The sequence below is a fragment of the Kitasatospora sp. NPDC056076 genome (genome assembly GCF_042266305.1).
Taxonomy (GTDB): domain Bacteria; phylum Actinomycetota; class Actinomycetes; order Streptomycetales; family Streptomycetaceae; genus Kitasatospora.
The window spans coordinates 35583-58663 of sequence record NZ_JBHJWG010000022.1 but is presented as its reverse complement, the minus strand read 5'-3'; the positions used below and the strand labels follow the sequence as shown (position 1 = coordinate 58663).

The following is a 23081-nucleotide window of genomic DNA, read 5'->3' as shown; positions in this document are numbered from 1 at the left end:
GGCATGAGCCGGAACGTGAGTGGTGCCGCGGGTGTCGGAGACCTGGTGATCGTCGGGGCGGCGGCGGTGGGTGGGGACTTCGCGGGGGCGGCGCAGGCGATGCTGGCGGAGTTGGTGCTGGGGGGCGCCGCGTTGGGGTGGGTGGAGCCGCCGTCGCTGGAGGAGGTGGCGGCGCTGGTGGAGGAGGTGGTGGCGCGGTCGCGGGCCGGGGACGGGGCGTTGCGGGTGGCGTACCTGGGCGGGCGGCCGGTCGGCTTCGGCTACTGGCTGCGCCACCGGCGGCCGACGCACCGTCCGCACGCGGAGCTGGAGAAGCTCGCGGTGGCTGCCGACGCTCAGGGGCGGGGCATCGGGCGGGCGCTGACCACGGCGTTGATCGCGGACGCGAGGGCCGCGGGTATCGAGGTGCTCACCCTCGACGCCCGCGGCGACAACGCCGACGCGCTGCACCTGTACTACTCGCTCGGCTTCACCGAGTACGGGCGGCTCCCGGACTACGTGGCCGTCGGGGAGCGCCGGTACGACAAGGTGTTCGCGATGGTGGACCTGCGCCGGGCCCACCCCCGGACCTGAACCGGCCCGGGGGTGGGCCCGGGGGTGAGCCCGGCGCAGGCCGGCGTCACGCGGTGGGCTGCCGCCGGTCGACCACCGCCCGGAGCTTGCCGCTGGTGGGCGTCCGTTCGAAGGCGGCGGAGGGGGCGGTCTCGACCGTGACGTCGAGCAGGCCCTCGGCGACGGCCGAGCCCAACTCCGGGACGGCGGCCAGGAACGCGGCGCGGGCGGTGGCCGCGGGCGGGGCGTAGCGTTCGTCGAGGCGGACGGTGGCGTGCTCGCGCTCCGCGCCGGTGTCCAGGACCAGCTGGAGTTCGCCCTGGTAGCCGAACTCCTCCTGCGCCACCGCGCCGAGGCGCCGGACGTTGAGGAAGTACGTGCCGACCCGGACGACGTCCCCGTAGCGGCCGAGGAGTTCGATGCGGGGGGTGTGGCTGCCGCAGGGGCAGACGCCTTCGACGGCCCGGCCGAGGTCGCCGATCTGGTAGCGCTCCAGGCGCTGCCCGGCCCGGGTGCGGCTGGTGAAGACCAGGCGGCCCGGCTGCCCGGCGGGCGCCGGGGTGTCGGCCTCCGGGGCCAGGATCTCCAGGGTGTGCAGGTCGGTCAGGACGTGGTGGACCGAACCCTCCGAGTGGGTGCACTGGTAGCCGAGCGGCCCCAGGTCGGTACTGCCGTACGCCGCCGAGCGGATCACCTCGACGCCGAACTCCTCGGTGAGCACCCGGCGTTGTTCCGCCGTGAAGTGCTCGCCGCCGTAGAACACCTTGCGGATCCCGCCGTACGCCCGCAGCGCGGTGGCCTGGTCGTGGAACAGCTGCCAGAGGTACGAGGGCATGCCGAACACGGTGTCCGCCCGGTGCGTCACCAGGGCCTCGGCGGTGGCGGCGTGGTCGGGGCCGGCGGCGATCGGGAGCTGGGTGGCGTTGAGGCGCTCCAGGATCGAGAAGAAGCTGATGAAGCTCCCGTACATGCCGCCGCAGTAGAACAGGTTGGCGGCGCGGTCCCGGGCCGGGTCGAACCCGGCGGCGAGCAGGCCGTCGGCGGAGGCCCGCATCTGGGTGTCGTAGTCGGCGTTGGTGAACACCGACAGGGCCGGGGCCCCGGTGCTGCCGCCGCTGCGGAAGTGGAGGTGGGCGTGCTCGGGGGCGAGGGCGCCCAACTGCTCCTGCACCCCGGCCTTGTCCAGCAGCGGGCCGTCCGGTGCGGCGGGGACGAAGGCGGGGGCCGCCAGGTCGTCCAGGCAGGCGGTGGTGGCGAAGGCCTCGTCGGCCCGGACGCTGACCCGGCGGCTGTAGCGCTGGAGTGCGTACACGCCGTCGTGGGGCTCGCCGTGGTAGCCGTCGAGCATCCCGCCGACCGGGGTGACCCGCAGCACGCCGGCGGCGAGCACCGCCTGCGACAGCCGGGCGACGTCGGCCCGGCTGCCGCCGATCGCGGCGGTCTGCAGGTAGCGCCGCATCGGGCGCAGCACGGTCATGACGGAGCCGCGGGGCAGCGGCTTGACCCAGACGCTGCGGTGGAGCGGCGAGGCGGCCAGGGCGGGGCGGGTGTCGGCGAGGACGCGCCAGGACCCGTCCTCGGCGGCCAGGACCCGGGTGAGGCCGAGGTGTTCCTCCAGGCGGGCGATGAGTTCGGTGGTGGTGACCTCGGCGTGCTCGGCCGGTTCGAGTGCGGGCCGGGGGAGGCGGGCGGAGGCCTCGGCGAGGTGGGCGGCGAAGCGCTCGGCGAAGGCGAAGACCTCGGTGGCGTCCGTGGCTTCGGCGTCGCTCTCGGTGCTCTCGGTGCCCTCGGTGTCGAGGTAGATCACCTGGGGGCTGGAGCAGGCCTGCTGTTCGAAGCGGCAGACGTCGGCGGCCAGCGCGTCCAGGGTCCGCGGGTCCGACCAGGCGTCACGGGTCAGGTAGGCGAAGGAGATCCGGTGGCCCCACTCGACCAGGCGGCAGCCGGCCGGGACCAGTTCGGCGACCGAGCGGACGGCGTCCTCGCCGCCCCACACCGCCACCGCGTCGGCGGGCTCGCACAGCAGGCGCAGCCACTCGGTGCGGGAGGAAGGGAAGCGCAGTGCGACGATCCGGCGGGCCAGCGCGCCGGTCGGGTCCGCGGCGGCCAGCTCGGCGAGCAGGAGCTGGGGGAGCAGCGTGTCGTTGCTGCTGGTCTTGAGCACGTTGAGGTTGCCGGTGAGCAGGCCCTCGATCACGCTCAGCGGGGCCACGGCGGCGGCGTTGCCGGGGGCGATGTGGACCAGGAGCCCGACCGGCGCCCACGCCTCGAAGGTGGTCTCCCGCGCGTCGGGCCGGGTGAGCCGCTCGGGGCGCAGTCCGCCGAGTTCGCGCCGGAGCTTGAGTTCCAGGGCCGGGCGGGCGATCGCGCCGGTGATCTCGGCGAGCGTCGCGGCCGCTTCGTCCGGGTCGACACCGTCGCCGCCGGTGACGAGTTCGGCGAGGAGGCGGGTGCGGACCGGGCTGCCCGGCGTCGCGAGGGTGTCGGCGAGGCGCTGGCAGGCGCTCAACACCAGCTCGGTGGGCAGGGGTTCGGCGAGGACGCGGGCGGCGAGCGCCGGGAGCTCGGCGAGCCGGCGGGCGGCCTCGGCGTCGTCGATGAACGAGCCCTGCCAGAAGTGGGGCCCGGTGCCGGCGAGTTCACCCATCGCGGGCGCAACGGTCGCGGGTTCGGTGGTCATGGGTTCGGTGGTCACGACATCCCCTTCAGGAGTTCGGCGGCGGCCGCCGCGCAGTTGCGGTTCCGGCTGACCCCGGCGCGGCCGTGGATGGTGAACCACGGGGTGGGCAGCGGGCAGGGGCACTCCTGCCCGGGGTGCAGCGAGGCGAGGTCGCCCATGACGACGCTCTGCGCCGGCACCGAGGTGATGTACGGGGAGACGAGGTGGAGGAAGCCGCGTTCGCCGTACGGCAGCGGCTCCAGGGTGCGGGTGTCGCGCACCGCCGCCCGCGACCAGACCGGGACGTGCAGGCGGTGGTGCCCGCACTCGATGTACGGCACGCAGTGCTCGACCGAGCCGAAGGTGTCGCGGATGCGGTCCGAGGGGATGCCCAGCTGCTCCGTCACTCCGGCGTAGAACTGCTCCTTGCCGATCTGCCGGTCGGTGTGCCCCTTCCAGCCGCCCCCGAGCAGGACCAGGGAACCGGCCGGGAGCCGCAGCGGCGGGAGGCCGAGGGCGCGCATGCGCTCCAGGGTGAAGTGGAGGAAGGACGGGAAGCCCAGGATCCGTACCGGCAGGCCCTCCTCGGCGTAGCGCTGCAGGGCCTCGATGCAGCCGTGGACGTCGAACTCGTGGCCGCTGCCGGTGTGCCGCAGCGCGTGCGTGGTGTGGTTCGCCGGGGCGAAGTCGCAGAGGTAGTTGTCGGTGAACGAGGTGCCGAGTTTCAGCTGCGGGGCCGGCTCGTAGCTGTACAGCAGGTAGTTGACGGGCTGGTCGGGCGTGATCCAGCCGTAGTGGTCGAAGATGCGGGCCACCATGCGCTGCGCGGAGCGGATCGTCCAGCTGTCGAAGAACATCTGCGACTTCTGGCCGGTGGTGCCGGAGGAGGTGAGGTGGAGGAACACGTCCTCGCGGGGGATGGAGAGCACCTCGTGGCGCTTGAAGAAGTTGGCGTGCACCAGGGGCGTGCGGATCCCCTCGCCGACGGTCGGCGCCGGGGTCTCCACCGGGCCGTCCAGCAGGGACCGGAGGAACGGCGAGCGCTGTGCGTGCCAGGCGTGGGACTCGGCCATCGCGGCGGCGAACAGGGCGTCGGTCTCCGGCCCGGCCGTGTACGGGGCGGCGAGGTCGCAGAGCTGCTGGACGTGTGGGAGCGCGGCCGGGTCGGGGACGGTGACCGGCGCGAGATGGGTGTTCACGGGTCGGTCGGCCGGGTGGTCGGCCGGGTGGTCGGTCAGGTGGTCAGTCATCGTGAGACCTCGGGAAGGGGTAGGTAGGTCGACGTCCAGGCGGTCAGGTAGGCCAGCAGGTACGGCTGGAGCGGACTGCTGACGGCCGCGGCCCGGAAGTCGATCTGACGGCTGGTGCGGGAGAGCACCACGTAGTCGTGGAACCGGTCGCCGATCCGGCGCATCGCCGGGTAGACGGCGCTCGGGATGAACCCGGCGGCCAGGAACGCGTCGAGCCCGGCGGTGTCGGCCAGCGGCAGCAGCGTCTCGACGTAGTCGGCGCCGGCCCGGGTGACGGCCGCCATCAGCGGCTCCAGCGCCCCGGTGAGGGCCGCCGGGGACGGGTGCACCGCGATCAGCGAGCAGCTCGCCGCGACCCGGTCCAGGTCGGCGTAGGCCTCGAACGCGCCGTCCGGCGGGGTGAGTACGGCGTTCGGGACGTGCAGCGGGAAGAACCGCTCCCCCGGATCGGGGAAGAGTTCGAGGAAGCGGCGGCGGACGAAGGCGGGTGCGGTGACCAGCTCCATCGGCGCGGTGACCGGCGCGGTCCGTCCCAGGGCCGGGGCGGGGGCGTCCGTCGGGCGGGGGTGCCCGTAGTCGACGCCGGTGCTCTGCCGGGCCGCCTCCAGCAGCGGGACCAGGGCCCGGGGCACGGCGTCGACGTGCTCCCGGCGGGCCAGGACGCCGTCGGCGTGCCGGGCGAACAGGGCGAGGCTCTCGCACCCGGCCACCTCGACGGCGTTCGGCATCAGGCCGAGCGCCTGGAAGCCGTTGCGGGAGAGGACCTGCTGGGGGCCGGGGGTGACCACCCGGGCGGTCGCGTAGACCGAGTCCAGGGTGCCGGCGGCGAAGGCGTCCGCGCAGACGGCGGCGGTCAGCCGTCCGGCCAGCCCGGCGCCGCGCTGGTCCGGATGGACCGCCAGGCCCACCAGTTTGCCGATCCGGCCGCCGGGGTCGGTCTGCACCGCCACCGAACCGGCCAGCCGGCCGGCACCCTCGGGGCGGGCGGTCAGCCAGTGGGTGTGCGGGTCGTCGATCAGGCGGCGCATCTCGGCGGGGTCGCTGCCGAGCGCGACCGGGTAGCCGTGGCCGTAGACGTCGAAGTAGAGCTGCCGCAGCTGCGCGACGTCCTGCGGTACGGCCGGGGCGAGCGTCACGGTCATCACACGGCCCCGTTCGGCTGCGCGGTGGCGGTGGCGGCGGCGCTGGTGTCGATGGCCGGGGCCGGTTCGCGGCGGCCGGTCCACCACAGCGCGGCGGCGACCGGCAGCACGCCGACGGCCTGGACCAGGCACAGCGTCCGCGCCGGGAGGTGGTCGCCGAGCAGGCCGAACGCCAGCGAGGACACCGGGAAGGTCGCCCCGAGCAGCGCCTGCATGACGGCGAAGAAGCCGGGGCGGTCCTCGGCCGGTACCAGGCGTTGGAACAGTGCCACGAACCGTACGCCGATCACGCCGACGCACCAGCCGGCGACGGCCATCGCCCCGACGGCCGGCGCCTGTCCCACGGCCAGGCCGGGCAGGCCGAGCGCGGCGGCCATCAGGCCCAGACAGCCGGCGCCGACCGCGGTCGGCGAGCCCGGGAGCCGGCCGCCCGTGAAGGAGCCCACCAGGGTGCCGGCACCGAGGGCCGCCTCCAGGGCGGCGACGGTCGAGCCGTCGGCGTGCAGCACGGTCCGGGTGTACAGCGGCATCACCACGAACACCGCCGTGGTGAACACGTTCGCGGCGGCGAAGCAGAGCAGCACCCGGCGGATGAAAGGGAGTTCGGCCAGGATGCGGCGCAGCGGACGCCGGGCGGCGGGCGACGGGACGTCCGCGGTTTCCGGGCCGTCCACGCCCGGGGCGGCGGGGGTGCCCGGGGCTGCGGGGGTGCCCGGGAAGCGGGTCGCGCCGACCAGGGCGGCCGCCAGCAGGTAGGCCCCGGCGCACCCGGCGACGATGCCGGGCAGACCCGCGCCGTCGACCACCAGCGGGCCCAGCAGCCCGCCGGCGAGGCCGGCCAGCGACTGGGTGGCGAGTTCGAAGCCGGTCGCGGCCTCGATGTCGGCGTCCTGGACCAGCTCGGGGACGGACGTGGTCAGACAGGGGTCGAAGACCGCCTGGCAGCCCGCCAGCAGCAGCGCGGCACCGTACATGACCGCCATCGGCGGTGTCGCGGTGTACGTCCAGCAGGCCGTGCCGAGCGCGACCAGACCGGCGACGGCCGCGGAGGCGGCCAGCACCGTGCGGTGCGGGCGGCGGGCGATGAGCGCGGCCACCAGCGGGGCCAGCGCCACCGCGGGCAGGGTGCTGACGGCGAGGAAGGCGCCCGAGGCGAGGCCCCGGTCCGGGCCGGCGGCGTAGCCGATCAGCCACCACACCGCGCCGACCTGGAACATCCGTCCGGCGGCCTGGGTGAGGACCTGCGCGCCCCAGACGGCGGCGAAGCGCCGGTTGCGCAGCACGAGCGGCAGGCGGCGGGCGGCAGCCTCGGTCGCGTCGACCGCTTCGGCTGCTCCCGCAGCCCGGCTCCTCGTCACGAGTGCGGCCGTTCGTCGAGGACGCGGATCAGCTTGCCGGTCCGCGGGTTGACGGCGAGTTCGTGCGGACGCACCCACGTGACGGACAGCGGGTGGACGTGGCCGGCGGCGGCCGCCTCCGGGTACAGCGGCCGCGCCGTGTGGACGGCGGTCGTGACGGCGGCGGCCAGTTCGGGGAGCCCGGTGGGGTCCCCGTCGCAGGCCAGCCGCAGGACCAGCCCGTCGCGGCCCTCCCAGCGGCGCACCACCAGCTGGACGCCGATCACCCGGCCGGCCGGGTCGGCGGCCCGGACGAGGTCGAGCACGTCCTGGGTGTACAGCGACACCGGCCCCACCCGTACGCCCTCCTGGGCCCGGCCGAGGATGCGGAACCGGCCGGTGGCGACGTCGGTCCACTCCGCGCGGTCTCCGACGGGGTAGCGCAGGACGGGCATCAGCCGTCGCCGCAGGTCGGTCACCACGACCCGGCCCGGTACGCCCTCGGTGTCGATCGGCTCGCCGGTGTGGTCGTCGAGGATCTCCACCACCGTCTCCGGGGTGAACGCCCGGTGCACCCGGGTGTCCGGCCCCGGCACCGGGCGGCCGAGCAGCCCGGCATCGACGGCGGCGTAACCGATCGACGAGACACGGGCGTTGGGGAACACCTTGCCCAACAGCGGCTGCTGGTCCTGGTAGAGGCCCTCGCCGCCGAACAACAGCAGTTCCACGGAGGGGAGTTCGCGGCCGGAGGCCAGGAGGTGGTCGGCCAGGGCGCACAGTGTCGTCGGGGTGCCGGCGACCACCTCGACCTGGAACTGCTCCAGGGTCTGCGCGGTCGACTCCAGGGGCGCCGCCCCGCCGATCGGCAGTCGGACGTTGGAGACGGGCGAGCGGTGCAGCGAGTCGAGGATGAAGGTGTAGCTGGCGTACAGGTCGCCCGCGTAGAAGAGGTCGGCGACCCGGTGCCCCGGGCGCAGCCCGGCGTCGACCAGTCCGGCACCGAAGGAGGTGGTGAACTCCCGCCACTCCTCCCGGCTGTAGAAGGAGAACTTCGGCGAGCCGGTGGTGCCACCGCTCTTGAAGACGACGGCCTCCTCCAGCGGCCCGGTCAGCAGCCGGTTGTCGCGGGGCGTGTTGGCCTGCCAGAACTCGGCCTGCGGGACGACCGGGAGGTCGGTCAACCGCGCGGTCGGGTCGGGCAGGCCGGCGTACAGCTCGGCGTAGAAGGGTGAGTTGCGGCGGGCGAAGCGTATGAGCTCCGCCAGGGGTTGAACGGGCATCAGTTCCTGCTTTTGGGCGTGCGAGGGCGGAGCGAGGTCGTGCGGGTGCACGAGCTCGCCCTACGGGTCGGAGGCGATCTTGGAGCCGGCGGTCGGTGGAATTCGATTCCGGTGCGACGCGGCGGGCCATGGGTTCGGGAAACGGACCGAGCGTGCGCACCGAGGTTCATTGGTGCGCGGATGGTTCGTCAGCTGATGCGACATCGGGGTCTGTGGGGTCACCCGCTCGCAGAATGCAAGGCTATCACCAGGATATGCCTTCGGAATCCTGGTTGAGTTGTCGTCGAATGGTATGGATACGACCCGAGCCTTCATTGCTGCCGTGTTACGGCGATATGACGCGCGGAGGGTGAGGTGGATCTCCCGGTGGCCGGACGGGGGCGGGGGGTCCGCGCCCCCGTCGGCCGGTATTCGCCATTCAGTTAGTTGAATTGACGACATTTCATGCTCGGACTGCCTGATGGCGGACCGGAAGTCGGAATTGCCGACGCCTCAGGAGGTGCGGGCGGCCAGGCCCTCGGCGACGGGGGTGAACAGCAGCCCCCAGTTGCCCGGGAGGGCGGCGATCGCGGCGGTGAGGTAGCCGCGGGCGACCGTCCATTCGTCGGGGTGGTGCGACGGGCCGTGGGTGGCGACGGTCTCCAGGCAGTCGTCGACCGTGTCGGCGAAGTCGTCGTCGTCCGGCGCGGCGTGGCCGAGGCGCTCGCAGGCCCGCGCGAGTCCGGCGGGCAGGTCGGTGGCCGGGTCGAGGTCGGTGGCGGCGTCGAGGAGGTAGAGCAAGTGTCCGCCCGGCTCCGGGAGTTCGGTGCGCAGGGCGTCGGTGCGGAACTCCCGCTCGGCGTCGTCGTCGACCAGGGCGGAGGCCTCGGCGGCGTCGGCCACCAGGGCCGCCCAGTAGGCCCGGTCGTGCGGGCCGTCGCTCTGGCGCAGGTGGGCGGCGGCGAACGCGGCCATCGCGTCCGGGTCGTCGACGAGGGGCGAGACGACCAGGTCGCTGCGGTGGTCGAAGGCGAAGTAGTGGCGGCGGCCGTCGAGCGTGAGCGACTCGATCCCGGCGACGTGGCCGACCCGCCCGGGCAGCGGTTCGTGCGGGGAGCCGTCCCGGGAGCTGTGCGGGGAGCCGTCCGGGGCCTGTGGTGGGACGCGTGCGGGGAGGTCTGGGCGGCGCTGATGTCCATGGCCGGACCGTAGCGGGGGCCGCCGACAACGCCGGGCGCCGTGCGCTCCCCGCCCACCTGGACGGGCCGGGCCCGGATCCGGCGAACTCGCCCCGGCGGCAGCCGCGTTCGGGCCCGGCCGGGAACGGCCGACCGGGCCCGGGCGTCCCCGTCTCAGAGCCGTACCAGCGCCTCGGGGGTCAGGTCGGCCAAGGTCGGGTAGCCGTCGACGGCCATGAGGAGGTCGGCCTCGGCGAGCAGGGAGCGCAGGACGTGGACGATGCCGTCCGTGCCCTCCAGCGCCAGCCCGTAGGCGTACGGGCGGCCGACGCCGACCGCCGTGGCGCCGAGGGCGAGCGCCTTGACGACGTCGGCGCCGGTGCGCACCCCGGAGTCGAACAGGACGGGCAGGCCGGCCGCGGCCTCGACCACGCCGGGCAGCGCGTCGAGCGCGGGCAGGCCGCCGTCGGCCTGGCGGCCGCCGTGGTTGGAGCAGTAGATGCCGTCGACCCCGCCGTCCCTGGCGCGGCGGACGTCCTCGGGGTGGCAGAGGCCCTTGAGGATGATCGGCAGGTCGGTGAGGGACCGCAGCCAGGGCAGGTCGTCCCAGGTCAGCGGGTTGCCGAAGACGCCCGCCCACTCCAGGACGGCCGCGCCCGGGTCCTCCTCTGGGGCCTTGGCGAGGCGGGCCCGGAAGACCGGGTCGGAGGTGTAGTTGGCGAGGCAGTGGCCGCGCAGCTGGGGGAAGTTGGAGGCGGCCAGGTCACGCGGGCGCCAGCCGGTGATCCAGGTGTCCAGGGTGACGACGATGCCCTTGAACCCGGCGGCCTCGGCGCGGTGGACCAGGCTGGCGGCGAGGTCGCGGTCGGTGGGCGTGTAGAGCTGGAAGAAGCCGGGGGTGTCGCCGAACTCGGCCGCGACCTGCTCCAGCGGGTCGACGGTGAGGGTGGAGGCGACCATCGGCACGCCGGTCCGGGCGGCGGCCCGGGCGGTGGCGAGGTCCCCGTGGCCGTCCTGGGCGCACAGGCCGATCACCCCGACCGGGGCCATGAACAGCGGCGACGGCAGCCGCAGCCCGAACAGCTCCACCGACAGGTCCCGCTCCTTCGCGCCGACCATCATCCGCGGGTAGAGGCCCCAGCGCTCGAAGGCGGTGACGTTCGCCCGCTGGGTGGCCTCGGCCCCGGCCCCGCCCGCGACGTACGACAGCACCGACGGCGGCAGCGCGGCCTGCGCCCGCGCCTCCAGCTCCGCGAAGGCCATCGGCATCGTCGGCAGCACGCCGCCGAGCCCGTTGAGGTAGATCTCGTTCTGGTAGTCGCCGAAGTGCTGCGCCATGGTTCTCGGGCCTTCCTCGTCGGTGTCGGTCCAACGGTCGCGAAGGTACCCCGGGTACGGCGCCCGCCCGTGGGGCGGGTGGTGGGGGTGGGGGCGGGCGGGGTGGCGGGGCTCGGTGGAGGGGCGTGACGGCCCCATTCCCTTGGGCATGTTCATGCTCTAGCTTGTTGGTGGTGGTCGATCTCGCTAGTGATCCTTGGGGAGGATGGAAACCATGCGTCCCATCGCGAACAAGCACCACGCAGAGGCCTGGAACGGTGAGGAAGGCGCCCATCGGGCGGAGAACGCGGACCGGTACAACGCGATCGTGGAGGCCTTCAACGAGGACCTGTTCCGGGGGGCCGCGATCGGCCCCGGGGACCGGGTGCTCGACGTGGGCTGCGGCACCGGGCAGGTCGCGCTGCTGGCCGCCCGGCAGGCGGCCGGGGGGCAGGTGCTCGGAGTGGACCTGTCGGTGGCGTCACTGGCGCGGGCCCGCGCCGACGCCGCCGAACAGGGCGTCGGGAACGTCGAGTTCGCGGAGGGGGACGCGCAGGTCTACCCGTTCCCCGACGGCGGGTTCGACGTCGCGCTGAGCCGGGGCGGGTGCCTGTTCTTCTCGGACCCGGTGGCCGCGTTCGCCAACATCCGGTCCGGGCTGCGGGAGGGCGGCCGGCTGGTGTTCATGGTTCCGCAGGCGGGGTCGGCCGACAGCCCGATCGCGCGGGCCACGTCGGCGCTCGTTCCGCTGATGCGGATCCCGGCGCCCACCGCCCAGGGCATGGACTCGCTGCTGGAGCCGGACCGCATCCGCGAGGTGCTCGGCGGGGCCGGGTTCGACGGCGTGGAGATCGCGCCGGTCCGGGCGCTGATGAACTTCGGCCAGGACGCCGACGACGCGGCCGAGTTCATCCTCGGCCAGGGCGGTGTGCGGATCAACCTCAAGGACGCGGACGACGCGGTCGTCGAGCAGACGCGGCAGGGGCTCAAGGACGGGCTGCTGGGCCACGAGACGGCGGAGGGCGTACTGATCCCCGGGGACGTCTGGCTGGTCAGCGCCGTCCGCCCCTGAGGCCGGAGGCGACGGCGAGGCCCCCGGACCCGGTTGCGGGTCCGGGGGCCTCGGCCGGTACGGCTGCGGTTGCGGTTGCGGCTACCCGCGGGCCGACCGGGCCAGCAGGGCCTTCTCGTCGACCTTGCCGTTGAGGGTGAGCGGGAGTTCGGGCACGGGCACGTACACGGTCGGCACCATGTAGGCCGGGAGCGTGCGCGCGAGTGAGTCGCGCACGGTCTCCACGGGCACGGCCTCCTCGAGCACGAGGTGGGCGACCAGCCGCTGCGCGGGCGGGGCGGTGTCGAGCAGCACATGGCAGTCGAGGACCCCGGGCAGGCCGCGGAGCGCGGTCTCCACCTCGCCCAACTCGATCCGGTAGCCGTTGAGTTTGGTCTGCCGGTCCAGCCGGCCGAGGTAGACCAGGTCGCCGTCGGCGGTGCGCAGCACCTCGTCGCCGGAGCGGTACCAGCGGCGGCCGGGTTCCACGTCCTCCCGGAACCGGGCCGCCGTCATCGCGGGGTCGCCCAGGTAGCCGAGCGCCAGTCCGGCCCCGGAGACCAGCAGTTCACCGGGGGTGCCGTCGGGGACCGGCCGCAACTGCTCGTCGACGACGCGGACCTCCAGGTCCGGGAGCGGCCGGCCGATGGTGCCGGGGCCGCCCGCCTCGGCGTCGCGCGGCGACAGCCTGGCGCAGGTCACGTGCACGGTGGTCTCGGTGATGCCGTACATGTTGATCAGCTCGACCGCGTCCCCGGCCAGGGCGTACCACGGGCGCAGCGCGCCGGGGTCGAGCCGCTCCCCGCCGAGGACCACCCGGCGCAGCGCCAGCCGGTGCGTCTGCTCGGGGGTGAGGACGGTGCACAACTGCCGGAAGGCGGACGGGGTCTGGTTGAGGACGGTGACCGCCCGGTCGCCGAGGAAGCGCGCGAAGTCGGCGGGCGTGCGCTTGGTCCCGGGCGGCACGATCTCCAGCCGGCCGCCGTGGAGCAGGGGGCCGAACAGCTCCCACACCGAGAAGTCGAAGGCGGGGGAGTGGAACAGGCACCAGACGTCGTCCGGGCGGAAGTCCAGGTGCCGCGCGCAGGAGCGGAACAGCCGCAGCACGTTGTGGTGGCTGACGACCACGCCCTTGGGCACGCCGGTCGAGCCGGAGGTGAAGATGACGTAGGCGGGGGACTCCGGGTGCGGCTCCGCGGGGGCGAACGGCAGGCCTGCGGGGGCGAACGGCGGCTCCGCGGAGGGGAGCGGCGGAAGGCCGTCGGCGGCCGCCATCGCCTCGGAGATCCGGACCGGCCGGACGCCGGGCAGCGCGGGCAGTCCGGGGAGCACCTCGTCCTCCGCGAGGAGCGGCAGGGCGAGGAACTGTTCGAGGATCCGGCGCATGCGCTCCGGCGGGCTGTCGGGGTCGACGGGGACGTAGGCCTTGCCGGCCCGCAGGACGGCCAGCACGGCGGCGACCAGGTGGAGCCCCGGCCGGAGCGCCAGGCCGACGTACGGGCCGCGGGCCGTCCGCCGGAGGTGGGCGGCCAGGCTGCCGGACACGGCGTCGAGTTCGGCGTAGGTCAGCTCCCGGTGGCCGTCGCGGACGGCGACGCGGTCGGGGTGGTCGGCGGCGGCGCGTCGGAAGGCGGCGTGCAGGGACGTCGGCGCGGTGCCTGGCCCTTCGGGTGCAGCGGACAACGAGGACTCCTTCGGGAAGGCGGCCCGGTTCGTATTTCACCGGTATTTCGACGTCTTTGCTGGTCAGCGAGCCCGAGGTGATTGTAGTTCGGGCCGGTGGCCGTCGTCTCGGGTTTGACGCGACGGGAATCGCTTCCGGTGGCATCGGTGACACCGGGAACGGCGGTGGCCCGTGGGGTTCCTGACGGCTCCTGGGCGGGGGAGGGTTAGCCGGGTGTGCCGGGTGGTGGGGGATGTATCGGGATTGACTGACATGGTCATGAATGTTAATCTATTGAAGATCATGGAACTGGCGAGTCGTGAACCGCCCTTCTGGTCCGACCGTCGTACTTCATTTGCTATCGGATTTCCGGCACCTGTCGAATCCTGGGCGAAAGTGGGGTCATGGGGTCATGAAGGTGTGGATCAACGGCGGGCTGTTCGATCCGGAAGAAGCTTCGATATCGGTGTACGACCACGGCCTGATCGTGGGCGACGGCGTCTTCGAGACGGTCAGAGCCGGTCACGGCCGACCCTTCGTCCTGACCCCCCACCTGCAGCGCCTGGCGCGCTCCGCCGAGGGCCTCGGGCTCCCCGCCCCGGACCTGGACGCCGTCGAACGCGGCGTCCGGGACGTGCTCGCCGCGGCCCCCGCGTGGGCGGTCGGCTGGATCCGGATCACACACACCAGCGGCGTCGGCCCGCTGGCCTCGAACCGCGGCGACCAAGGGCCCACCACCGTGGTGGCCGTCGCGGAGGGATGGTCGTTCCCGGCCCCCGCGGACGTGGCCGTGGTGCCGTGGCCCCGGTGCGAGAACGGTGCCCTCGTCGGCCTGAAGACCACGTCGTACGGCGAGAACGTCAAGGCCCTGGACCACGCGCGGCAACGGGGGGCCGGCGAGGCGGTCTTCGCCAACCTGGCGGGGAACCTCTGCGAAGGCACGGGGAGCAACGTCTTCGTGGTCGTGGACGGGAGGCTGACGACCCCGCCGCTCTCCTCCGGGTGCCTGGCCGGAATCACCAGGGAACTCGTCCTGGAATGGTCCGGTGGTGAGGAGGCCGACCTGCCGATCGAGCAGTTCGCGCATTGCGAGGAGGCATTCCTGACCTCCACCACGAGGGACGTCCAGCCGATTCGACTGGTGGACGGAAAAGCGCTCCCGGCGGCACCCGGACCGGTCACCTCCCGGGTGCGGGAAACCTTCGCCGAACGCAGCGCGAAGCTGCTGGAATCCTCCTAGAACCCCCTTCCTCCGACAAGGCGTTCCACCCCGGGAAACGGTGTTCCGTCCCCGCCGCCGACCCGGGTGACATTCGCGCACAGAAATACCGCCAAGGCGTTCCGGCAGAACTCGCCGCGAACTCCGTCGGCGTGCCCGTTCCTTCGTCAGCGCCGGAGCTCGGCCGAGGAGAGAGAATGCGACTGCCTGGCCGTGGAACGAGTCATCCGTTCTTCGTGGATGCCGTCCTCGCACACGCCCGCCGGGATCCCGACCGGACCGCGGTGGAGTCCGACGGGGGCCGGCTGACCCGCCGGGAGCTGGCGGTCCGGAGCGGAGAGCTGGCCGCCGTCCTGCGCGGCGCGGGCGTCGTCCCGGGCGACCGGGTCGCCATGATCGTCGGCCGCGGGGTGGAGATCGCCGTGGCGCTCCTGGCGACGCTGCGGGTCGGTGCGGTGTACGTGCCGGTCGACGTCTCGTGGCCGGACAACCGGATCCGTACGATCCTGGCGGACGCCCGGGCCGCGGCCGTCGTCTGCGACGGGGACAACGGGCGGCGGGACTGCTTCCCCTCCGGGCAACTGCTGCTCGGCGTCGGCGACCACGAGGCCGACAGGGGAACGGACTTGACGGCGGCGGACTCCACGGCAACGGACTTCACGCCGGACGGCTCCCACCCGGCGTACATGATCTACACCTCGGGGAGCACCGGCCGTCCGAAGGGCGTCGTGGTGCCGCACGGGGCGCTGGCCGCCCGCCTGGGGGCCTTCGAGCACGTCTTCCGGCTGAGCGGACGGGACCGCTTCCTCGCCCAGTCCTCGGTGGCGTTCGACGCCAGCATCCTCGACCTGTTCCTGCCGCTGGCCCTCGGCTGCCGGACCTTCATCGCCTCCGACGCCCAGCGCCGCGATCCCGACGAGGTGCGGGCCCTCCTGGAGTCCCGCTCGCTGAACGCCACCTTCGCCACCCCGACCCAGTGGCGCTCCCTCGTCCTGGTCGGCTGGCAGGGCGGCCCCGACATGCGGATGCTGTCCAGCGGCGAGGCGATGCCGCCCTCGCTCATGGAACAACTCGCCCGGCGCGGAACGGTGTTCAACGCGTACGGGCCCACCGAGGCGACGGTCGTGGTGTCGGTGGCGGACCTGCGCGCCGGGGACGCGGTGCACCTGGGCACGCCGCTCCCGGAGGTGGAGCTGAGCATCGAGGACGAGGACGGGACTCCCGTCACCGAACCCGGGCGGGCGGGCGAGCTCTTCATCGGCGGCCCGCACCTGGCCACCGGGTACTGGAACAACCCGGAGCTGACGGCGGAGAAGTTCGCCGGCGGCCGGTACCGGACCGGCGACCTCGCCTCCTGGAACGCCGACGGCTGCCTGCTGTACCACGGCCGGGTCGACGACCAGGTGAAGGTGCACGGCCACCGGATCGAGCTCGGGGAGATCGAGGAGGCCGCGCGCTCGCTCGGGCTCGTCGACGAGATCAAGGTCGTCGTGGACGACGGGGACCCGGTACGGCTGGCGGCGTTCTACACCCCGGCGGGACGGACCCCGGCCGAGGTCCGGGCCGCGCTGGCCACCGAACTCCCGGCGTACATGGTGCCCGCGGTGTGGACCGAGGTGGCGGCGCTGCCGCAGGGGACGACCGGAAAGGTGGACCGGCAGGCCCTGTTGGCACTCCTCGACCGGCGCCCGACCGGTGGAACCGCAACCGTGAGCGCGCACCGACCCGTGGCCGGAACCGCGCAGGAACCCACCGGCGGAGCCGACGACGGGCCCGCCGCCGTCGAGGCGGCGCTGCTGGACATCTGGCGGGACGTCCTGGACGAACCCGGCCTGACCGCGGAGAGCGACTTCTTCGCCAGCGGCGGCAACTCGGTGCTCGCCGTCCGCACCGTGAGCCGGGCCCGGGAGGCCGGCATCTCCTACCGGATGTCGGCGCTGTTCGCGAACCCGACCGTCCGGGAGCTGGTGACGACCGGCCTGGCGGTGCCCGAGGCCGCCCCGGGGGAGGGCCGGGCCCCGGCCGGGGCCCCGGAACGCTTCGCCCAGCTGCCGAACGCCGAACAGCTGCTGCGCGGCGGCGGGTTGGACGTCGCGCGGGTGCAGGACGCGTACCCGCTCAGCTCCGTCCAGGAGGGCATGCTGGTGCGGTCGCTCACCGCGCCGGAGAGCGGGGACTACCTGATCCGCATCCTGTGCGACCTGCGCGGGGAGCTGGACCAGGAGGCCTTCCGCCGGGCGTGGGAGGAGGAGGTCGCGAGCCAGGACCTGTTGCGTTCGGTGTTCGCGTGGCACGGTCCGTTCCCCTTCCAGGCCGTCCTCGCCGGGCCCGTCCTGCGCTGGGAGGCCCACGACTGGCGGGAGTTGGGGCGGCGGGCCGCCGAGGAGGCCTACCAGGAGCTGAGCGCGGCCCGCTTCGCGGAGGGGCTGGAGTTCGACGCGGCACCGCCCCTGCGGCTCGACCTGATCGATTTCGGCGCAGGAGCCGCCCGGCTCCTGCTCACCTTCCACCACCTGCTCCTCGACGGCCTGAGCATCCCGCTGCTGCTCCGGCGGGTCCTGCGCCGGTACGACGGGGACCCGGCCGTCGCGGGGGAGCCGGTCCTGCGGTTCGGCGACTACGTGTCCTGGACCCGCCGCCCCGCCGGAGAGCCGGCGCAGGCGTTCTGGCGGGACCACCTGGGCGGGAACGGCGGGGAACCGGCTGCGTCCCTGGTGGCCGACCGACCGGACGGTGGCGACGGCGGCCACGGCCACGGGGCCGACGGCGCGCACCTGTCGACCGCCCTGCACCTGGACCCGGACCGCTGGTCCGCCGTCGTCCGGCGCTGCCGCCGGGCCGGGATCACGCCGAGCAGCCTGGTGCAGGCCGTCTGGTGCCGGGTGGCGCAGGCCTACACCCAGGCCGACCGGGTCGTCTTCGGCCTGACCCAGGGCGGGCGCGGCCTCCAGCCGGCCGGGGCGCAGGAGGCGGTGGGCACCTTCGTGGTCACCGTGCCGGTCGCGGTCGTCCCGGGCGCCCACGACTCGCTGACCGCGGTCGCCCGCTCCGTGCAGGAGGCCAACGCCCGGACGGCGGAGCTGGACCACGTTCCGCTCAAGGACCTCCAGCGGATGGCGGGGGCGGGCCCGGACCGCCCGCTCTTCGACTGCCTGCTCTCCTTCGACCGGGAATGGACCCCGCTCACCGTGGGGCGGCTGTCGGTGGTCGCAAGCGAAACGCTGGAGACGACCGAGTACCCGGTCACCGTCAACGTGCTGGAGGGCCGGGACGGCGGCTGCGAGGTGCTCTTCGCCTTCGCGCGCGGCGCCGTCAGCGCCTTCCGGGCGGAGGGGGTGAGCGGACTCTTCGAGCGCCTGATCGGGCTGTGGGCGGACGGCGCCTCCGACCTCCTCCCGGAGCTGCCCGGCGCACCGGCCCGCGACGCGGAACAGCCCCCCGGGAACGCGCGGTTGTACGTGCTGGACCGGACGTTGGCTCCGGTGCCGCACGGCGCACCGGGGGAGCTGTGCCTGGCCGGGATCGTGCCGGCGGGCCAGGAACCGGCCGGGCGGGAACCGGCGGGCCGGCTCGTGCAGGCCCCGTGGGCTGAGGGGCAGTGGCTGATGCGCACCGGGCAACGGGCCCGGCTGCGCCCCGACGGGACGGTCGAGCACCTCGGCGTGCTCGACGCCCGGGTGCCGTCCGAGCCGGAACCCGAGGCAACCGCAACCGCAACCGCTACCGCTGCCGCTACCGATCCCGCGCCCGACACCCCGCCCGACGCCCGCCCCCGGACCGAGGCCGAGCACGCGATGGCCCAGGTCTGGCGCGAGGTCCTCCGGGCGGACGCCGTCGGACGCGACGACAGCTTCTTCGCCCTCGGCGGCGACTCGATCCTCAGCCTCCGGGTGCTGGCGCTGGCCCGCGAGGCCGGCTGGACGGTGGAGCTGCGCGACCTGCTCCGCACGCCCAGGCTGCGCGACTTCGCGGCCACCGCCGGCCGGACCGCCACCGTCGACGGTTCCGCGTCCCCCACCGAGTCCGGCCGCCGCCCCGGCTCCGAGCTGCTGACGGAGGCCGACCGGCGCGCCCTCCCGGCGGGGATCGAGAGCGCGTTCCCGCTGACCACCCTGCAGTCCGGCATGGTCTACCACACCCAGCTCGACCGGACCGGCGCGATGTACTGGGACGCCTTCGTCTACGAGATCGAGGGCCGCTTCGCCACGGAGGCGTTCCGTGCCGCGCTCGCCGGGCTGGTCGAGCGCCACCCCCTCCTCCGGGCCCGCTTCGAGCTGGCCGCCTTCCGGGAGCCGCTGCAACTGGTCGAGCGGGCCGTCGAGCCCGCGCTGACGGTGGCGGACTGGCGGGCGGTGCCGGACGCCGTGCGGCGCCGGCGCCTGACGGACTGGCGGGACGACCTCTCGGCGCCCTTCGACGCCCAGCGGGCACCGCTGTTCACCGTGGACGTCATGCTCCTGGACGAGGGCCGGTTCGCCGTCGGGCTGCGGCTGTACCACGCGATCGCCGACGGCTGGAGCCTGGCGTCGATGGTCACCGAGCTGCTGCTCGACTACCAGCGGCGGCTCACCGGGGAGGGCGAGCCGATCGCGGCGCCCCGGGCCGACTACGCCGAGTTCGTCGCGCTGGAACGCGCCGCGGTGGCCGACCCGGACCAGCGGGCGTTCTGGTCCTCCTACCTGGGCGACGCCGAGACCGTACGGCTGCCGACCCGCCGCCCGCTGCGGGACGCCGACCGCCTCGGCACCCGCGAGCTGCGCAGGTACGCGCTCCCCCGGGAGCTGGTGGGCGCGCTGGACGCGCTCGCCGCGGAGCTGGACGTGCCGGTCCGGCAGCTCTTCCTGGCGGCCCACTTCCGGGTGCTGTCGATGATCTGCGGGCAGACGGACGTGGTCTCGGGGGTCGTCATGAACGGCCGTCCGGAGACCCTGGACGCGGACCGGGTGGTCGGCCTGTTCCTCAACGCCGTCCCGCTGCGGCTCGACCTGCGCGGCGGCCGGTGGCGGGACCTGGTGCGCGCGGTCGCGGACACCGAACTCGCCGTCGTGCCGCACCGCCGGTACCCCGTCTCGGAGATCAAGCGGCACTGCGTCTCGGGCGGCCTGTTCGACGTCGCGTTCAACTACGTGGACTTCCACGTCTACACCCGGGCCGCCGAGCAGCTGCGGGCGGTGCGGATCCGCGGGATGGAGCACCGCGACGTGATGAACTTCGCGCTCTGCGCCACCTTCTACCGCGGCTGGCCGTACGACAGCGAACTCACCCTCGCCCACGACCCGGACTGCTTCACCGCCGAGCAGATCGACGACTTCGGCCGCTACTACCTGGCGGCGCTGACGGCCATGGCCCGGTCCGGCGACGCCCCGTACCAGGCGCCCCTGCTGGACGCCGCCGAACGGGACGGCCTCGCCCTGGCCGGCCCGCCGCCGACCGACCGGGCCCCGCTCCTCGACCGGGTGTGGGAGCACGCGGCCCGCACCCCGGACGCCCCGGCGGTCACGGACGCCACGCGCACCCTCGGCTACCGCGAGCTGGCCGAGCTGACCGCGGCCGTCGCGGCCGCCCTGCGGGAAGCGGGCGCGGGCCCCGGCGACGTGGTCGGGGTGAAGGTGCGCCGGGACGCCCGGCTGCCCGCGGCCCTGCTGGGCGTCATGGCGGCCGGAGCCGCCTACCTCCCGCTCGACGGCCGGGCCCCGGCCGACCGCGAACGCTTCCTGCTCGACGACGGCGGGGCCGCCCTGGTGCTCTGCGACGCGGACACCCGCGACACCCTGCCCGCGGGCACCCGCACGCTGGACCTGGACGGGATCACGTCCGCGCGCACCCCCTGGCCCGGCGCCGCCCCGACACCCGACCCGGAGTCGGCCGCCTACCTGATCCACACCTCCGGCTCCACCGGGCGGCCGAAGGGCGTCCTGGTCCGGCACCGCAACCTGGACAACCTGCTGGCGGGGATGGCCGGGAGCCCCGGCCTCGGGGCCGCCGACCGGCTGCTCGCCACCACCGCCGTCGGCTTCGACATCGCGGCCCTGGAGCTGTTCCTTCCGCTGCGCCAGGGCGCCCGGGTGGTGGTCGCCCCGGACGCCGTCACACGGGACCCGCTGGCCCTGGCCGGCCGGCTGGAGGCGCACGACATCACGGTCATGCAGGCGACCCCGTCCCAGTGGGCGCAACTGCTGGACGCGGGCTGGCGAGGGAAGGCCGACCTCAGGGCGCTGTGCGGCGGCGAGCCGCTGCCGGGCCCGCTGGTGGCGCCGCTGCGGGCCGCCTGCCGCGAACTGTGGAACATGTACGGCCCCACCGAGACGACCGTCTGGTCCTCCTGCGCCCGGGTCGAGCCGGGCGAGCCGGTCCGGCTCGGCACGCCCACCGCCGACACCCGGATGTACGTGCTGGACGCCCACCTGGCCCCCGTACCGCGCGGCGTGGCCGGGGAGTTGTGCATCGCCGGCGGCGGCGTGGCGGCCGGCTACCGCGACCGGCCCGGACTGACCGCCGAGCGCTTCGTCCGCGACCCCGCCGACGGCGGCCCGATGTACCGGACCGGCGACCTCGCCCGGATCGACGAGCACGGCCGGGTCGAGTACCTCGGACGCCTCGACCACCAGGTCAAGATCCGCGGGCACCGGATCGAACTCGGCGAGGTCGAGAACCTCCTCGAACGGCACCCGGACGTCGGCAAGGGGATCGCCGCGCTGCACCGCCACCCCGAGCGCGGCGGGGAGCTCGTCGGCTACGTCACGCTCGCCGCCGGCGCGCTCGCCCGGCGCTCGGCCGCACTGCACCGCGCCCAGGTGGCCCACTGGGAGGACGTCTGGTCCTCGGTCTACTCCGGCGCCGACGATGCCGACGACGGTGCCGAGGCTGCCGAAGCCGCCCCCGGACTGCTCAACCTGGCCGGGTGGAACAGCAGTTACACCGGCGGGCCGATGCCGGACGGCGAGATGCTGGAGTGGATCGACACCACGGTCGAGCGGATCCGGTCGCAGGGCGCCCGGCGGATCCTGGAGATCGGCTGCGGCACCGGCCTCCTGCTGGGCCGCCTGGCCCCGCACTGCGACCGCTACGTGGGCACCGACGTGTCCGCCGCGGCCCTCGACCGGGTCCGCGAAGGCGTGCTGTCCGCCCCCGGACTCGCGGGCTGCGACGTGCGGTTGGTGCAGGCCCCGGCCGACGACCTGAGCCGGCTCGGCGACGAGCGCTTCGACCTGGTGGTGCTCAACTCGGTCGTCCAGTACTTCCCCAGCCGCGCCTACCTCGACCAGGTGCTCGCCGGGGCCGTCGCGGTGCTCGACGGGGCGGGCCGGGTGCTGGTCGGCGACGTACGGCACCTCGACCTGGCCGCCGCGATGTACGCCTCGGTCGCCGACCACCGCGGCACCCTGGCGGGTTCGACGGTCGACGAGGCGGTGGCGCACGGACGGTCGCAGGAGAAGGAACTCCTGCTCGCCCCGGGCTACTTCACCGGTCTTGCGGAGCTCGGCGTCACCCGGGCCGAGGTCCTGCTGCGCCGGGGAGCCGTCCACAACGAGCTGACCCGCTTCCGCTACGACGCGGTGCTGCACGTCGGCGCGACCGCCCCGACCGTCGAGGTCGACTGGATCGGCGGGACAAACGGGATCGACGGGATCGACCGGACCGACGGGGGCGCCGGGCCGCTCGAACTCGCCGCGCTGGAGCGCCGGTTCGGCACCGGCGCGGCGTTCGGCCTGCGCCGGGTCGCCAACGCGCGGCTGGCCCGGGAACGGCTCCTCCTCGGCGGCGAGGCCGACGGCGCCGGGGTGCCGGAGGCGGACGTCGAGGTGCTCAGCGCCCTCGCGGAGCGGTACGGCTACCGGGCCCACGCCAGTTGGGCCGCCGAACACCCGCTCGGCGCGTTCGACGTGGCCTTCGTCCCGCACACCCTGGCGGGCGTGCCCGACGTCCCGGTGGCGCCGCGCCGCGACCGCCCGACCAACACGCCGCTGCTGGCGGAGCTGGAGCGCGGCCTGGTCGCCGAACTCCGAGCGGCCCTGGCCGCCGAGCTGCCCGAAGCCGCCGTGCCCACCCAGCTGGTGCTGCTGGAGGCGCTGCCGCTCACCCCCAACGGCAAGGTCGACCGCGGGCGGCTGCCCGACCCCCGCTCGGCACCGGCCGGCGACGCGTACGTGGCGCCGCGCAACGACGCCGAACGGCGGCTGTGCGAGCTCTGGGCCGACCTGCTCGGAGTGGAACGCGTCGGCGTGCACGACGACTTCGTCCGGCTGGGCGGCCACTCCCTGCTGGCCACCCGGCTGATCACCCGGGTCAACCGGGCCTTCGCCCGGGACCTGCGGCTGCGCGACCTGTTCGCCACCGCCACCGTGGCCGGGCTCGCCGCGGAGATCGAACGGCGTGAACCGCCCGCCGATGACCGGGCGGCCGAACGCCCCCGGATCCAGCGCCGACGGCGTGCTGCCCGATGACCCCACCGAG

Annotated in this window: 12 protein-coding genes; 4 read left to right on the top strand and 8 right to left on the bottom strand. The window is 74.4% G+C overall.

Annotated elements, in window-relative coordinates; all coding sequences use genetic code 11:
• Positions 1 to 3: 3 nt before the first annotated feature.
• Positions 4 to 573, top strand: coding sequence for a GNAT family N-acetyltransferase (locus ACFC1T_RS20015; protein ID WP_375890336.1), 570 nt, complete (start codon positions 4 to 6; stop codon positions 571 to 573).
• Between the two features lie 46 nt (positions 574 to 619).
• Here ACFC1T_RS20015 and ACFC1T_RS20010 read toward each other — a convergent pair whose 3' ends face one another.
• From ACFC1T_RS20010 to ACFC1T_RS19980, 7 genes are all read right to left on the bottom strand, one after another.
• Positions 620 to 3199 (bottom strand): acyl-CoA reductase, encoded by a 2580-nt coding sequence (locus ACFC1T_RS20010; protein ID WP_375890433.1) that lies wholly within the window; start codon positions 3197 to 3199, stop codon positions 620 to 622.
• Positions 3200 to 3243: 44 nt separating this feature from the next.
• Positions 3244 to 4410 (bottom strand): acyl-protein synthase, encoded by a 1167-nt coding sequence (locus ACFC1T_RS20005; protein ID WP_375890431.1) that lies wholly within the window; start codon positions 4408 to 4410, stop codon positions 3244 to 3246.
• Positions 4411 to 4457: 47 nt separating this feature from the next.
• Positions 4458 to 5603, bottom strand: coding sequence for a GNAT family N-acetyltransferase (locus ACFC1T_RS20000; protein ID WP_375890334.1), 1146 nt, complete (start codon positions 5601 to 5603; stop codon positions 4458 to 4460).
• On the bottom strand, positions 5603 to 6961 hold the full coding sequence (locus tag ACFC1T_RS19995; protein ID WP_375890332.1) for an MFS transporter: 1359 nt from the start codon (positions 6959 to 6961) through the stop codon (positions 5603 to 5605). Before ACFC1T_RS19995 ends, ACFC1T_RS20000 begins: the two co-directional genes overlap by 1 nt.
• Positions 6958 to 8220, bottom strand: a complete 1263-nt coding sequence (locus ACFC1T_RS19990; RefSeq protein ID WP_375890331.1) for a phenylacetate--CoA ligase family protein — start codon at positions 8218 to 8220, stop codon at positions 6958 to 6960. The genes ACFC1T_RS19995 and ACFC1T_RS19990 overlap by 4 nt, the downstream gene beginning before the upstream one ends.
• A 492-nt stretch (positions 8221 to 8712) precedes the next feature.
• On the bottom strand, positions 8713 to 9174 hold the full coding sequence (locus tag ACFC1T_RS19985) for a hypothetical protein (RefSeq protein WP_375890329.1): 462 nt from the start codon (positions 9172 to 9174) through the stop codon (positions 8713 to 8715).
• A 377-nt stretch (positions 9175 to 9551) separates the two neighbouring features.
• Positions 9552 to 10715, bottom strand: coding sequence for an alpha-hydroxy-acid oxidizing protein (locus ACFC1T_RS19980; RefSeq protein ID WP_375890327.1), 1164 nt, complete (start codon positions 10713 to 10715; stop codon positions 9552 to 9554).
• 214 nt (positions 10716 to 10929) lie between these two features.
• On the opposite strand from ACFC1T_RS19980, the gene ACFC1T_RS19975 reads away from it, so the two are divergent.
• Positions 10930 to 11766 (top strand): class I SAM-dependent methyltransferase, encoded by an 837-nt coding sequence (locus tag ACFC1T_RS19975; protein ID WP_375890326.1) that lies wholly within the window; start codon positions 10930 to 10932, stop codon positions 11764 to 11766.
• Between the two features lie 81 nt (positions 11767 to 11847).
• On the opposite strand, the gene ACFC1T_RS19970 is transcribed toward ACFC1T_RS19975, so the two are convergent.
• Entirely contained in the window at positions 11848 to 13428 is a 1581-nt protein-coding gene (locus tag ACFC1T_RS19970) for an amino acid adenylation domain-containing protein (RefSeq protein ID WP_375890325.1), read from the bottom strand.
• 392 nt (positions 13429 to 13820) lie between these two features.
• Between ACFC1T_RS19970 and ACFC1T_RS19965 the strand changes: the two genes are divergently transcribed.
• Both ACFC1T_RS19965 and ACFC1T_RS19960 read left to right on the top strand, forming a co-directional pair.
• Complete coding sequence (locus ACFC1T_RS19965) at positions 13821 to 14648, top strand: aminotransferase class IV (protein WP_375890323.1); 828 nt, start codon at positions 13821 to 13823, stop codon at positions 14646 to 14648.
• Positions 14649 to 14824: 176 nt separating this feature from the next.
• The gene (locus ACFC1T_RS19960; protein WP_375890321.1) at positions 14825 to 23071 is read left to right on the top strand and encodes an amino acid adenylation domain-containing protein; all 8247 of its coding nucleotides are present in this window, start codon (positions 14825 to 14827) and stop codon (positions 23069 to 23071) included.
• The last annotated feature ends 10 nt before the right edge of the window (positions 23072 to 23081 follow it).

Excerpts from the sequence above, each read along its gene's own strand:
- ACFC1T_RS19965 (WP_375890323.1), top strand. The coding sequence starts at position 13,821 with ATGAAGGTGTGGATCAACGGCGGGCTGTTCGATCCGGAAGAAGCTTCG.
- ACFC1T_RS20010 (WP_375890433.1), bottom strand. The coding sequence starts at position 3,199 with ATGGGTGAACTCGCCGGCACCGGGCCCCACTTCTGGCAGGGCTCGTTC.
- ACFC1T_RS19985 (WP_375890329.1), bottom strand. The coding sequence starts at position 9,174 with ATGGCCGCGTTCGCCGCCGCCCACCTGCGCCAGAGCGACGGCCCGCAC.
- ACFC1T_RS20000 (WP_375890334.1), bottom strand. The coding sequence starts at position 5,603 with ATGACCGTGACGCTCGCCCCGGCCGTACCGCAGGACGTCGCGCAGCTG.
- ACFC1T_RS19990 (WP_375890331.1), bottom strand. The coding sequence starts at position 8,220 with ATGCCCGTTCAACCCCTGGCGGAGCTCATACGCTTCGCCCGCCGCAAC.
- ACFC1T_RS19980 (WP_375890327.1), bottom strand. The coding sequence starts at position 10,715 with ATGGCGCAGCACTTCGGCGACTACCAGAACGAGATCTACCTCAACGGG.
- ACFC1T_RS19975 (WP_375890326.1), top strand. The coding sequence starts at position 10,930 with ATGCGTCCCATCGCGAACAAGCACCACGCAGAGGCCTGGAACGGTGAG.
- ACFC1T_RS20015 (WP_375890336.1), top strand. The coding sequence starts at position 4 with ATGAGCCGGAACGTGAGTGGTGCCGCGGGTGTCGGAGACCTGGTGATC.
- ACFC1T_RS19960 (WP_375890321.1), top strand. The coding sequence starts at position 14,825 with ATGCGACTGCCTGGCCGTGGAACGAGTCATCCGTTCTTCGTGGATGCC.